A 12,285-nucleotide genomic window follows, 5' to 3' on the forward strand; every position below is an offset into this window, starting at 1 on the left:
GGTGGTGGCCATGCCGCAGCCCACACCCCGCGACGACCTGCTGTTCACCGTCACCGCCGACACCCTCGTCGCCGTCGACCTCCGTCCCCGTGCCGGACACCGCCCGCCCGGTCCGTATCGCCGCCTCCTCGGTGTCCCCGGTGCCCGCGCCTTCACCGCCGGCGGCCTCCTGGCCCGTCTGCCCATGGGCATGTTCAGCGTCAGCGCGGTCGTGATGATCGCCGGGGCGCGCGGCTCGTACGCGCTCGCCGGTGCCGTCACCGCGACCGGCCTGGCGGCGACCGCGCTGGTGGCGCCGTGGACCGCGCGGCTCGTCGACCGGCACGGCCAGGCGCGGATCGCCGTACCGGCGACGGCCCTCGCCGTGCTCGGCTCGCTCGCCCTGGCCCTGTGCGTGCACCTGCACGCCCCCGTCTGGACCCTGTTCGCCTCGTACGCCGCCACCGCCACGACCCCGAACACCGGTGGCATGTCCCGCGCCCGCTGGGCCCATCTGCTGGCGGGCGACGACCGCGCGCTGCACACCGCGAACTCCTTCGAACAGGCCACCGACGAGCTGTGCTTCATGCTCGGCCCGGTGCTCGCGGCCTTCCTGTGCGGCACGTTCTTCCCGGAGGCGGGCACGCTGGCCGGAGCGGTGCTGCTGCTGAGCGGCATGCTGCTGTTCGCGGCACAACGCTCGACCGAGCCGCCGGCCCGGCCGCCCGTCCGTGCCCGGTCCCCCTTCCGGGCCCCCGGCATGCCGCCGCTGCTCGCCGTCTGCCTCGCGACCGGCGGGGTGTTCGGCGCCATGGAGGTCGTCACGATCGCCTTCGCGGACGCGCAGGGGCACCGCTCGGCGGCGGGCGCCGTGCTCGCGCTGCAGGCGGCGGGCTCGTGCGTGGCGGGGCTGCTGTTCGGCGCGCTGCCGCCGGCCGCGCCCGCGTCCGCCCGGCTGCCCTGGTGCCTCGCGGCGCTGACGGCCCTGCTGGCCCTCCCCCTCCTCGCCGCCTCCCTCACCGGTTCGCTCCCGCTGCTCGCGGGCTCGCTGCTCCTCGCCAGCATGGCGACCGCCCCGGCCATGGTCACGACCATGACGCTGGTGCAGCGGCGCACCCCCGAGGGCCGGCTGAACGAGGGCATGACGCTCGCCGTGACGGGCCTGCTCGGAGGCATCGCCTGCGGCTCGGCGACCGGTGGCTGGACGGTCGACCACATGTCGCCGGCGGCCGGGTTCGGGGTGCCCGCGACGGCGGCGGCGGTGGCGCTGATGATCTCCCTCGCCCTCCGGACGCCCACAGATCCGTACAGGATTTCCCGTCCGATGCATTGACGGGCCCGCGGAGCCCACCTACCTTCCCGTCGAAGCGCTTCGACGTCACGCATCGAATCGATTCGACACGAGGGCAGGATCGCCGCGTGGCGCACTGATACCTGTCCGGCTCTCCTGGAGGCAGGGATGTTGACGGCACGAAGGCGTGTGATGACGATCACGGCCGCGATCCTGGGCGGATCGCTGGTCATGGCGGGCTGCGGCGGCTCGGACGGAGGCTCGTCCTCCGACGCCAAGACGCTCAGGCTCTGGCACTACGAAGGCCCCGACAGCGCGATGGGCGTGGCCTGGAAAGAGGCGATCAAGGAGTTCGAGGCGCAGCATCCGGGCGTGAAGGTGAAGTTCGAGGAGAAGGGCTTCGAACAGATCCAGAAGACCGCGCCCATGATCCTCAACTCCTCGGACGCGCCCGACATCATGGAGTACAACAAGGGCAACGCGACCGCGGGCCAGCTCGCCAAGCAGGGCCTGCTGACCGACCTGTCCGCCGAGGTGGCCAAGCGGGGCTGGGACAAGAAACTCAGCGCGGGCGTGGCCACGACCAGCCGGTACGACGCGAACGGGGTCATGGGCTCCGGCAAGTGGTACGGCGTGCCCAACTACGCCGAGTACACGATGGTCTACTACAACAAGGACCTCTTCAAGAAGTACGGCATCGCCGAGCCGAAGACGTTCGCGCAGCTCACGGCCGCCATGGACGCCTTCGTCAAGAAGGGCGTCACCCCGCTCGCCAACGCCGGCGCCGAGTACCTGGCGCAGCAGTACCTGTACCAGCTCGCCCTCTCCAAGGCCGACCGCTCCTGGGTCGACAGCTACGAGCTGTACAAGGGGAAGACGGACTTCCATGACGCGGCCTGGACGTACGGCGCGACCACCTTCGCGGACTGGGTGAAGAAGGGCTACATCAGCAGGAAGTCGACCAGCACCAAGGCGGAGGACGCGGGTGTGTCCTTCATCCAGGGCAAGGCGCCGATCCTGTTCTCCGGCAGCTGGTGGTACGGCCGCTTCCAGTCGGAGGCGAAGTTCGACTGGGACTCCACCCTGTGGCCCGGCTCGAACCTGACCCCGGGCTCCGGCGGCAACCTCTGGGTGGTCCCGAAGAACGCCAAAAACAAGGAGCTCGCCTACGACTTCATCGACATCACCATGTCGAAGAAGATCCAGAACCTGCTCGGCAACAAGGGCGGCATCCCGGTCGCGGCCGACACCGCCGCCATCACCGACCCGAAGTCCAAGGAGCTGATCTCCCACTTCAACACCGTCAGCGACCGGGACGGGCTCGCCTTCTACCCGGACTGGCCGGTCAACGGTTTCTACGACGTCCTGGTCTCCGAGACGCAGAAGCTGATGACGGGCAGCGAGAAGCCGGACGCGTATCTCGACGCCCTCCAGCAGGCCTACGACAAGGGCGTGCCGAAGCAATGACGGTGACCGTCGAACGGGGCGCGCGGGCCGTCGGCAAGCAGCCGGCCGCCGGCCCGCACCGCCCCCGTGGCCGCGACTCCTACGCCCTCTTCCTGCTGCCCGGCGTCCTCGCGTTCCTGGTGGTCGTCATCGTCCCGTTCCTGATGAACACGGGCGTGAGCTTCACCGAGTGGCAGGGCATCGGCAGCCCGAGGTGGACGGGGCTCGCCAACTACCGCGCGCTGATGGACGACACGGAGTTCTGGGCCTCCTTCCGGCACAGCCTGTTCATGGTCGTCGCCATGGCGGCCGTGCCGACGATGATCGGCCTGGTGCTGGCCGCCGCCCTGTTCGACTACGTCGGCAAGCACTTCGGGTCCCGGTGGGCCGCGGTGCTGCGCGCCTGCTTCTACCTCCCGCAGGTGCTGCCGATCGCGGTCGCGGGCATCGTCTGGAGCTGGATCCTCGCGCCGGACAACGGCTCGCTCAACGAACTGCTCAAGGCGGTGGGGCTGGGGTCCTGGCAGCAGGACTGGCTCGGCGACCCGGACATCGCGCTCTACAGCGTCATGGGCGTGATGGTCTGGGTGCAGATCGGCTTCCCGCTGGTCGTCTTCATGGCCGGCCTGCAGCGCGTGGACCCGCAGCTGTACGAGGCGGCCGAGCTGGACGGCGCCGGCTGGTGGCGCCGCTTCTGGCACATCACGCTGCCGCAGATCCGCCCGGAGATCTACGTCGTCCTGACCTGGTGCACCATCGCCGCGCTCAAGGTGTTCGGCGCGGTGTACGTCCTGACCAAGGGCGGCCCGGGCGGCGCCACCGACGTGCCCTCCTACTTCTCCTTCTCCACCTTCTTCGAGAAGACCCAGGTCGGCTACGGCGCCGCGATCTCCACGATCCTCACCGTGATCATCCTGGCCCTCTCCCTGGTCCTGCTCAGACTCCAGACCCGCAGCGAGGAAGGGGACCGCGCATGACGACCGCCCTGCGCCGCTACCCGGTGCTGATCGCCCTGTGCATCGCTGCCCTCTTCATGGTCGTGCCGTTCCTGATCGTCGCGGTCAACGCGGTGAAGTCGCCCACCGAGTACTCGCAGAACGGCCCGCTGAGCCTGCCCGACGGGCTCTACCTGGACGGCCTCAAGGACTTCTGGCAGCGGGTCGACTACGGCCAGAAGCTGGTCAACTCCGTGCTGATCAGCGGCTCGGTGGCCGTCCTCGCGGCCGTCCTGTCGGTCCTCAACGCGTACGCCATCGGCATCGGACGGATCAAGGGCCGCACCTGGGTCCTGGCCTTCTTCGTCCTCGCCAACATGCTCCCCCAGGAGGCGCTGGTCTACCCGATCTACTACCTGAGCAAGCAAGTCGGTCTGTACGACACGAGGTTGAGCGTGATCATCGTCTTCACGGTGATCCAGGCGGCGTTCGGCACGTACCTGCTCTCGTCCGTCCTGGGCCAGTTCCCCCGGGAGATCATCGAGGCGGCCAGGATCGACGGGGCGAACAAGTGGCAGGTGCTGTGGCGGATCGTCGTCCCCGTCAGCCGGCCCACCATCGGCGTGCTGCTGGTCTTCTTCTTCATCTGGACCTGGAACGAGTTCCTGCTCCCCCTGGTCATGCTGATCTCCAACGACAACCAGACGGTGTCGGTGGCGCTCGGCGTCCTCCAGGGCCAGCGCCTGATGGACGCGACGATGACCAACGCGGCGGCCCTGCTCGGCGTCCTCCCCGCGATCGTCTTCTTCCTCGTCTTCCAGCGGACCCTCACCCGCGGCATCGCCGTGGGTGCCGTCAAGTAAGGACTGGCCACGTGAAGTTCTCCGATGGTTACTGGCTGCTGCGCGAGGGCGTCACCGCGGCCCACCCGGTCGAGGTCCTCGACGTCGAGGCACGGGACGGCACGCTGGAGATCCACGCGCCGACGCAGCCCATCCGGCACCGCGGCGACCTGCTGAAAGGACCGGTCGTGACGATCAGCGCGAGCGCTCCGATGCCCGACGTCATCGGGGTCACCTTCACCCACTTCGACGGCGAGCAGCCACGCGGACCCGAATTCGAGCTCACGGGCGAGGAGTTCTCGCCGCACGTCTCCTACGACGAGGAGCACGCGACCCTCACCTCCGGAGCGCTGTCGCTGCGGCTGGCCCGCACCGGTGTCTGGCACCTGGACTTCCTCGCGCACGGCAGGGTCCTGACCTCCAGCGGCCCCAAGGGCATGGGCATCATGCGGGACTCCGCCACCGGGGCCCACTACCTGCGCGAACAGCTCGGTCTGACGGTGGGCACCTCCGTCTACGGCCTCGGCGAGCGCTTCGGCCCGCTGGTCAAGAACGGCCAGGTCGTCGACATCTGGAACGCCGACGGCGGCACGGCCACCGAACAGGCCTACAAGAACGTCCCGTTCTATCTGACGGACGCGGGCTACGGCGTCTTCGTCGACCACCCCGGCAAGGTCTCCTTCGAGGTCGGCTCCGAGGCGGTGTCCCGGGTGCAGTTCAGCGCCGAGACGCAGGAGCTGACGTACTACGTGGTCTACGGACCGAGCCCGAAGGAGATCCTGCGCAAGTACACGGCCCTGACCGGCCGCCCGGCCCTGCCTCCGGCCTGGTCCCTGGGCCTGTGGCTGTCGACGTCCTTCACCACCTCGTACGACGAGGAGACCGTGACGTCCTTCATCGAGGGCATGCGCGAGCGTGAACTGCCCCTGTCCGTCTTCCACTTCGACTGCTTCTGGATGCGCGAGTTCAACTGGTGCGACTTCCGGTGGGACCCGCGGGTGTTCCCCGACCCGGAGGGCATGCTGGCCCGGCTGAAGGAGCGCGGCCTGCGCATCTGCGTGTGGATCAACCCCTACATCGCCCAGCGCTCCCCGCTGTTCGCGGAGGGCAAGGCACTCGGGCACCTGCTGCGGCGGCCGGACGGGAGCGTCTGGCAGTGGGACATGTGGCAGCCGGGCATGGCGCTGGTCGACTTCACCAGCCCGGCCGCCCGCGACTGGTACGCGGCCAAGCTGGAGGCGCTGCTCGCCCAGGGCGTCGACTGCTTCAAGACCGACTTCGGCGAGCGGGTGCCGGTCGACGTGGCGTGGTCCGACGGCGCCGACCCGGAGCGGATGCACAACTACTACACCTACCTCTACAACCGCACCGTCTTCGACGTGCTGCGCAAGCACCGCGGCGAGGGCGAGGCCGTGCTCTTCGCCCGGTCGGCGACCAGCGGCAGCCAGCGGTTCCCCGTGCACTGGGGCGGGGACTGCGAGGCGACCTACGAGTCGATGGCCGAGTCGCTGCGCGGCGGGCTCTCGCTGGGCCTGTCCGGCTTCGGCTACTGGAGCCACGACATCGGCGGCTTCGAGGGCACCCCGACGCCGGCGCTGTTCAAGCGCTGGATCGCCTTCGGCCTGCTGTCCTCGCACAGCCGGCTGCACGGCAGCTCCTCGTACCGGGTGCCGTGGCTCTTCGACGAGGAGTCGGTGGACGTGCTGCGCCTGTTCACCCGGCTCAAGCTGCGGCTGATGCCCTATCTGTACGAGTCCGCGCGCACCGCCCACGCCGAGGGCCTGCCGATGATGCGGGCGATGGTGCTGGAGTTCCCGGACGACCCCGCGTGCGCCCATCTGGAACGGCAGTACATGCTCGGCCCGGACCTGCTGGTCGCGCCGGTCTTCGACGACGAGGGGGACGTCTCCTACTACGTGCCCGAGGGCACCTGGACCCACTACCTGAGCGGGCGGACGGTGACCGGACCGCGCTGGGTGCGCGAGCGGCACGGGTTCCTGAGCGTGCCACTGCTGGTCAGGCCGGGCGCCGTGATCCCGGTGGGCGCGGTGCAGGACCGGCCCGACTACGACTTCGCGGACGGCGTGACGCTGCGGGCCTACGGACTGGAGCGGGGCGCACAGGTGACGGTCGAGGTGGACGGCGTGACCTTCACCGTCGTCCGCGAAGGGGACACGCTGCGGGCCTCGTGCGGCGACCCGGCGGCGGCGTGGGCCCTGGCGGCCGGGGAGCGGACGGCGCGGGCGCGGCCGGGCACCGGATTCCTCTCCCTGGAGCTGGACCGATGGTGAAGATCACCGACGTGGCGCGGCACGCCGGGGTCTCCGCCAGCACGGTCTCCTACGCGCTCAGCGGCAAACGCCCGATCTCCGAGGAGACCCGCCGGCGGGTGACCGAGGCCATCAGCGAGCTGGGCTACCGGCCGCACGCGGGCGCCCGGGCGCTGGCCAGCAGCCGCTCGAACGTCCTGGCGCTCGTGGTCCCCCTGCGCGCGGGCATCCATGTGCCGGTCGTGATGCAGTTCGCGGTGTCGGTGGTGACCACGGCGCGCCGCTACGACCACGACGTCCTGCTGCTCACCCAGGAGGAGGGCGACGACGGCCTGCGCCGGGTCGCCGACACGGCCCTGGTGGACGCGCTGATCGTGATGGACGTCCAGCTGCACGATGCCCGGCTGGGTCTGCTGCGCTCGCTGGAGAGGCCGTCGGTGATGATCGGCTTCCCGGCCGACGCCACCGGTCTCACCTGCATCGACCTGGACTTCATGGCGGCCGGTGAGGCGTGCGTGGAGCATCTGGCGCGGCTCGGGCACCGGACGGTGGCGCTGGTCGGCTCGCCGCCGGAGGTGTACCTGCGGCAGACCGCGTTCGCACAGCGGGTGGTGCAGGGCTTCACCGCCGCGGCGGACCGCAGCGGGCTGGCCTCCTCGGTGCACCCGTGCGAGGCCTCGCCCGCGGCCGCCCGTCAGGTGGCCGAGCAACTGCTGCGCGAGCAGCCCGCGTTGACCGGGGTCGTCGTCCACAACGAGCCGGTCGTGGAACCGCTGATCGACGCCTTCGAGCAGCTGGGCCTGCGTGTGCCCGGCGATCTGTCCGTCGCCGCGATCTGCCCGGACGAGCTCGCCGAGTCCGTCCGGGTCCCGGTCACCTCCGTGGCCCTGCCCTCGGCCGAGGTGGGCGAGCGGGCGGTGCGGCTGCTGATGAAGAAGCTGGGCGGCGGCGCCGTCCCCGAGGCCACGCTGCTGCCGCCGAGGCTGACGGAGCGGGCGAGCACGGCGCCGCGTCCGCTCGCGTGAGACGACGAAGGCCCGGTGGTCTGGGACCACCGGGCCTTCAACATGAGGAGTGGAGATGGCGGGAATCGAACCCGCGTCCAACGGTGCGGAATCAGGGCTTCTCCGTGTGCAGTTCGCTGTGATTTTCTCGGCCCCGGCGATCACGCGAACAAGTCGCCGACGGGCCCAGTCACTGTTTGATTTCCCTTTTCACCCCGTGACCGGGATCAAGGTTTAGTTCCCTAGCTGATGCCAGGATCCGGGTCGGGAACAGCCCCGGGCTGACACTTCGCAAGTCGCTACTTAGGCAGCGAGGGCGAAGGAATCGCGCTTGGTGTTGGCGATTATTTTTTGCGACATATGGTTTACGAGATCATTGCCGCTTCCTCGACACGCTTCCCCTGCTTCGACATCCGCTGTCGAAACCGATCATCCCCATGTTGTGTTTTCAATGCGTGCACCCTCCCTCGGGGGTGCGCTTCCATCGTACGTGAACAGCGCACGCGGATGCCACCGTATTCCCTGCGGCTAGTCGCCCCGCTGCCTGCGCCTCGCCGCCGCGATCGCGCGGTCCGACTCCCGCCGGTCCTGCTGCTCGCGCAGGGTCTGGCGCTTGTCGTACTCCTTCTTGCCTCGCGCCAGCGCGATCTCGGCCTTCGCCCGGCCGTCCTTGAAGTACAGGGCGAGGGGCACGATCGTGTGGCCCGTCTCCTGGGTCTTGGCCGCCAGCTTGTCGATCTCCTCGCGGTGCAGGAGCAGCTTGCGCTTGCGGCGCGCGGAGTGGTTGGTCCAGCTGCCCTGGTGGTACTCGGGGATGTGGGCGTTGTGCAGCCACGCCTCGCCCCGGTCGATCTGGACGAAGCCGTCGGTCAGCGAGGTCCGGCCCTCACGCAGCGACTTGACCTCCGTACCGGTCAGGACCAGACCGGCCTCGTAGGTGTCGATGATGGCGTAGTCGTGGCGGGCCTTCTTGTTCTGGGCGACGATCTTGCGCTTGCCGCCCTTCTCGCCGTCCCTGGACCTGGCGCCGCCCCCGCCCTTCTTGGGCTGGGACTCCTTGGGTACGTACATTCCCTTGCTCATAGTGCCGTCCATTTTCGCACTACGAAGGGGGGTGCGGACCAGCCGTTAATCGGAGTCGCCCACCCCGGCGAGCACGGTCTCGGCCCGGTCGAGGGCCTTCTGGCCCTGCGCGGTGACGTCGAGGTCGGGTGTGATGCCGTGACCGTCGACGCTGCGGCCGGAGGGGGTGCGGTAGTGCCCGACGGTCAGCTCGGCGACGGAGCCGCCCGGAAGCCTGCTCGGCATCTGCACCGAGCCCTTGCCGAAGGTGCGGGAGCCCACGACGACCGCCCGTCCGCGGTCCTGCAGGGCGCCGGTCAGCAGTTCGGCCGCGCTCATCGTCCCGCCGTCGACGAGCGCGACCAGCGGTCTGGTGGTGTCGCCGCCGGGGTCGGCGTGCAGCGCCTGCTGTTCGCCGTTGACGTCGTAGGTGGCGACGAGGCCGCCGTCCAGGAAGGCGGAGGCGGTGGTCACCGCCTCGGTGACCAGGCCGCCCGAGTTGCCGCGCAGGTCGAGGATGATCCCGGCGCCGGCCGGGACCTGCCGGACGGCGGCGCGCACGAGGTCGCCGGAGCCCTTGGTGAACGCGGCTATCTTGATGACGGTGACCCCGTCGGCCAGCTTGCGGACGCTGACCGAGTCCGTGGACAGCAGGGCCCGGTGCACCGTCTCGGTCCACGCGCGCGTGCCGCGCTCGAGGCCGAGCCGGACCGCCGTGCCGGCGGGCGCGTCCTGGGGGTCGCCGCGCAGCAGGGAGACGACCTCGGTGACCGGCCGTCCGTCGGCCTTCTCACCGTCGATGCTGCGCAGCCGGTCGCCCGCGCGGATCCCGGCCGCCGCCGCGGGCGAGCCGGAGGCCACCTTGGTCACCTCGATCCGGCCGTCCCGCTCGCGCCGCGCCCACAGGCCGACGCCGGTGTACTGGCCGTCGAGGGCCTCCTGGAACTCCTCGTAGTCCCCTTGGGAGTAGACGGCGCCCCAGCGGTCCCCGCTGCGGCTGACCGCGCGCTCGGCGGCCTCCATCGGGGACTTGCCGTCGGCCATGGCCTCCTGGGCCGCCCTGGCCACGTCCTCGTGATGACCGGCGGGGACGGCCGAACGCGCCTCGCCCGCCGCGGTCTTCCGGCCGCTCTCGGGGAACGATCCGGTCGCGGCGCCGGCGACCAGCACACTCGCGAAGACCAATGTCAGGGCGGCCCCGCGGCGGAAACGGCGGGGCTGGGCCAACAGGTCACGACCTGACATGCCGGTGAGTCTAGGACAACGCGAAGGGCCGTACGGCCGGTTGACCGTACGGCCCTCTTGGCATGTGTCACACCTTCAGGTACTTGCGCAACGCGAAGAATGCGGCAAGCGCGGGCATGAGCAGACTGGTGGCCAGGATGAGCGGCAACTTCGTCAGCACGGCGTCCCAGCCGATGAAGTTGATCAGATTCAGCTTGTGGGACAGGTCCAGGCCGTGGTCGATGATGAAATACCGGGCGACCACCAGGAATCCGCAGGCGACACCGCCTCCGATGAGCCCGGCGACCGCCGCCTCCATGATGAACGGCGCCTGGATGTAGAAGCCCGAGGCGCCCACCAGGCGCATGATCCCGGTCTCGCGCCGCCGGCTGAACGCCGAGACGCGCACGGTGTTGACGATCAGCATCAGCGCGACGACGAGCATCAGCGCCATGACCGCGCGCGCGGCCCAGTTCATGCCGTTCAGCAGCCCGAAGAGGTTGTCGAGGATGCCCTTCTGGTCCTGCACGGACTGCACGCCGTCGCGCCCGTCGAAGGCGGTCGCGATGACCTGGTACTTCTGCGGGTCCTTCAGCTTGATCCGGTACGACTCCTGCATCTGGTCCGGCGTGAGGGAGCTGGCCAGCGGGGAGTCGCCGAACTGCTGCTTGTAGTGCTTGTAGGCCTCGTCCTGCGACTCGTACGTCACCTTCTGCACGACCGAGGACATCTTGCCCAGGTCGGACATGATGTCCTTCTTCTGGTCCTCGGTGACCGCGCCCTTGGCGCAGTGGGGATCGGACTCGGCGTCGCTCTTGTTGCAGAGGAAGATCGAGACGTTGACCTTGTCGTACCAGTAGCCCTTCATCGTGCTGACCTGGTCGCTCATCAGGAGCGACCCGCCGAACAGGGCGAGCGACAGGGCGACGGAGACGATCACCGCGAAGGTCATCGTCAGGTTGCGGCGGAGACCGACACCGATCTCGGAGACTACGAACTGGGCGCGCATGGCGTCTTCTTCAGGCCTTTCCGTGAACGGTCGCGGTCAGTGCTGGTAGCCGTAGACGCCGCGCGCCTGGTCGCGGACGAGGCGGCCCTTCTCCAGCTCGATGACGCGCTTGCGCATCTGGTCCACGATGTTCTGGTCGTGCGTCGCCATCACCACGGTGGTGCCGGTCCGGTTGATCCGGTCGAGCAGCTTCATGATGCCGACGGAGGTCTGCGGGTCGAGGTTTCCGGTGGGCTCGTCGCAGATGAGCAGCTTGGGCCGGTTGACGAACGCCCGCGCGATGGCCACACGCTGCTGCTCACCGCCCGACAGCTCGCCGGGCATGCGCTCGTCCTTGCCGCCGAGCCCGACGAGGTCGAGCACCTGCGGCACGGACTTGCGGATCTCGCCGCGCGACTTGCCGATCACCTCCTGCGCGAAGGCGACGTTCTCGCCGACCGTCTTGTTGGGCAGGAGCCGGAAGTCCTGGAACACGGTCCCCAGCTGGCGGCGCATCTGCGGCACCTTCCAGTTGGACAGGCGCGCGAGATCCTTGCCCAGGACGTGCACCTGCCCGTGACTGGCCCGCTCCTCGCGGAGGATCAGCCGCAGGAAGGTGGACTTCCCGGAGCCGGAGGACCCCACGAGGAACACGAACTCGCCCTTCTCCACTTCCAGGGAGACATCCCTGAGTGCGGGGCGGGTCTGCTTGGGGTAGACCTTGGAGACGTTGTCGAATCGGATCACGGATGCACCACGGGTCGCCGGGGGTAGGTGAGCGTGACCATACGCGAGTCGGGTGCACGACCGCAGGCGCCGGTGAGGGTTGCAGGGGGCTTGTGCGTTTTTGTACCGCCGGGCACTTCCTCGGCCACCGTGCGGCGGCCCACCCAGGAGCCCCCTGCGGGCGACCCCCGCGCACCCTCCGGAGGAACCTGGCACAGTAGAGAGGGGAACGTTCGGCGAACCCCGAGCGTTCTTCCCGTGGAAGCAATGTCAAGGAGGGCGAGCGCATGACGTACGACCGGCTGGTGTGCGCTAACTGCGCGGCGCCCGTGAGCGAGGGCCGGTGCCCCGTGTGCCGTGCGAACCGCGAGCGGCTGCAGCAGCAGAACTTCTTCGCGGGGCTCAACCCCATGGCGCTGATCGCACTGCTCGCGGTGCTGATCGCGGCGGTGGCGCTGCTGGCGCACCAGACCGCCTAGAGCGCGGCACCGAGACCTACAGACGCCCGAGGGGCCCGG

The 12,285-nt window shown here is 69.5% G+C and carries 11 protein-coding genes and 1 other RNA gene; 7 read left to right on the forward strand and 5 right to left on the reverse strand.

Annotated features, from left to right (window positions below):
• The first annotated feature begins 10 nt into the window (after nucleotides 1-10).
• The 6 genes from ACIRPX_RS04550 to ACIRPX_RS04575 all read left to right on the forward strand — a co-directional run bounded on the left by ACIRPX_RS04550 (nucleotide 11) and on the right by ACIRPX_RS04575 (nucleotide 7,788).
• Nucleotides 11-1,312: an MFS transporter gene (locus ACIRPX_RS04550; protein WP_404188117.1), complete on the forward strand. Its 1,302-nt coding sequence runs from the start codon at nucleotides 11-13 to the stop codon at nucleotides 1,310-1,312.
• A gap of 126 nt (nucleotides 1,313-1,438) precedes the next feature.
• Nucleotides 1,439-2,737 carry an ABC transporter substrate-binding protein gene (locus ACIRPX_RS04555; protein ID WP_404188120.1) on the forward strand — a complete coding sequence of 433 codons (1,299 nt, stop codon included), beginning with the start codon at nucleotides 1,439-1,441 and terminating at the stop codon, nucleotides 2,735-2,737.
• On the forward strand, nucleotides 2,734-3,693 hold the full coding sequence (locus ACIRPX_RS04560) for a carbohydrate ABC transporter permease (RefSeq protein WP_404188122.1): 960 nt from the start codon (nucleotides 2,734-2,736) through the stop codon (nucleotides 3,691-3,693). Before ACIRPX_RS04555 ends, ACIRPX_RS04560 begins: the two co-directional genes overlap by 4 nt.
• Nucleotides 3,690-4,514: a carbohydrate ABC transporter permease gene (locus tag ACIRPX_RS04565; RefSeq protein ID WP_404188125.1), complete on the forward strand. Its 825-nt coding sequence runs from the start codon at nucleotides 3,690-3,692 to the stop codon at nucleotides 4,512-4,514. Before ACIRPX_RS04560 ends, ACIRPX_RS04565 begins: the two co-directional genes overlap by 4 nt.
• 11 nt (nucleotides 4,515-4,525) lie before the next feature.
• Nucleotides 4,526-6,784, forward strand: coding sequence for an alpha-xylosidase (yicI, locus tag ACIRPX_RS04570; RefSeq protein ID WP_404188128.1), 2,259 nt, complete (start codon nucleotides 4,526-4,528; stop codon nucleotides 6,782-6,784).
• Complete coding sequence (locus ACIRPX_RS04575) at nucleotides 6,778-7,788, forward strand: LacI family DNA-binding transcriptional regulator (RefSeq protein ID WP_404188131.1); 1,011 nt, start codon at nucleotides 6,778-6,780, stop codon at nucleotides 7,786-7,788. Before yicI ends, ACIRPX_RS04575 begins: the two co-directional genes overlap by 7 nt.
• A gap of 47 nt (nucleotides 7,789-7,835) precedes the next feature.
• Here ACIRPX_RS04575 and ssrA read toward each other — a convergent pair.
• The 5 genes from ssrA to ftsE form a co-directional block, all read right to left on the reverse strand.
• Nucleotides 7,836-8,204, reverse strand: a transfer-messenger RNA (tmRNA) gene (gene ssrA / locus ACIRPX_RS04580).
• 91 nt (nucleotides 8,205-8,295) lie between these two features.
• A complete protein-coding gene (smpB, locus tag ACIRPX_RS04585; RefSeq protein ID WP_404188273.1) occupies nucleotides 8,296-8,838 on the reverse strand; it encodes an SsrA-binding protein SmpB in 543 nt (180 codons plus the stop codon).
• Between the two features lie 57 nt (nucleotides 8,839-8,895).
• Nucleotides 8,896-10,074: a S41 family peptidase gene (locus tag ACIRPX_RS04590; RefSeq protein ID WP_404188134.1), complete on the reverse strand. Its 1,179-nt coding sequence runs from the start codon at nucleotides 10,072-10,074 to the stop codon at nucleotides 8,896-8,898.
• 67 nt (nucleotides 10,075-10,141) lie between these two features.
• Entirely contained in the window at nucleotides 10,142-11,062 is a 921-nt protein-coding gene (gene ftsX, locus ACIRPX_RS04595; RefSeq protein WP_404188137.1) for a permease-like cell division protein FtsX, read from the reverse strand.
• A gap of 36 nt (nucleotides 11,063-11,098) precedes the next feature.
• A complete protein-coding gene (gene ftsE, locus ACIRPX_RS04600; protein ID WP_404188140.1) occupies nucleotides 11,099-11,788 on the reverse strand; it encodes a cell division ATP-binding protein FtsE in 690 nt (229 codons plus the stop codon).
• A gap of 266 nt (nucleotides 11,789-12,054) precedes the next feature.
• Between ftsE and ACIRPX_RS04605 the strand changes: the two genes are divergently transcribed.
• Nucleotides 12,055-12,246, forward strand: coding sequence for a hypothetical protein (locus ACIRPX_RS04605; RefSeq protein ID WP_393866212.1), 192 nt, complete (start codon nucleotides 12,055-12,057; stop codon nucleotides 12,244-12,246).
• Nucleotides 12,247-12,285 lie beyond the last annotated feature (39 nt).

It is taken from the genome of Streptomyces sp. NPDC101225, from assembly GCF_044767585.1.
Lineage (GTDB): Bacteria > Actinomycetota > Actinomycetes > Streptomycetales > Streptomycetaceae > Streptomyces.

Coding starts and splice junctions, on each gene's coding strand:
- ACIRPX_RS04550 (WP_404188117.1), top strand. CDS start 11: ATGCCGCAGCCCACACCCCGCGACGACCTGCTGTTCACCGTCACCGCC.
- ACIRPX_RS04555 (WP_404188120.1), top strand. CDS start 1,439: ATGTTGACGGCACGAAGGCGTGTGATGACGATCACGGCCGCGATCCTG.
- ACIRPX_RS04560 (WP_404188122.1), top strand. CDS start 2,734: ATGACGGTGACCGTCGAACGGGGCGCGCGGGCCGTCGGCAAGCAGCCG.
- ACIRPX_RS04565 (WP_404188125.1), top strand. CDS start 3,690: ATGACGACCGCCCTGCGCCGCTACCCGGTGCTGATCGCCCTGTGCATC.
- ACIRPX_RS04575 (WP_404188131.1), top strand. CDS start 6,778: ATGGTGAAGATCACCGACGTGGCGCGGCACGCCGGGGTCTCCGCCAGC.
- smpB (WP_404188273.1), bottom strand. CDS start 8,838: ATGTACGTACCCAAGGAGTCCCAGCCCAAGAAGGGCGGGGGCGGCGCC.
- ACIRPX_RS04590 (WP_404188134.1), bottom strand. CDS start 10,074: ATGTCAGGTCGTGACCTGTTGGCCCAGCCCCGCCGTTTCCGCCGCGGG.
- ftsX (WP_404188137.1), bottom strand. CDS start 11,062: ATGCGCGCCCAGTTCGTAGTCTCCGAGATCGGTGTCGGTCTCCGCCGC.
- ACIRPX_RS04605 (WP_393866212.1), top strand. CDS start 12,055: ATGACGTACGACCGGCTGGTGTGCGCTAACTGCGCGGCGCCCGTGAGC.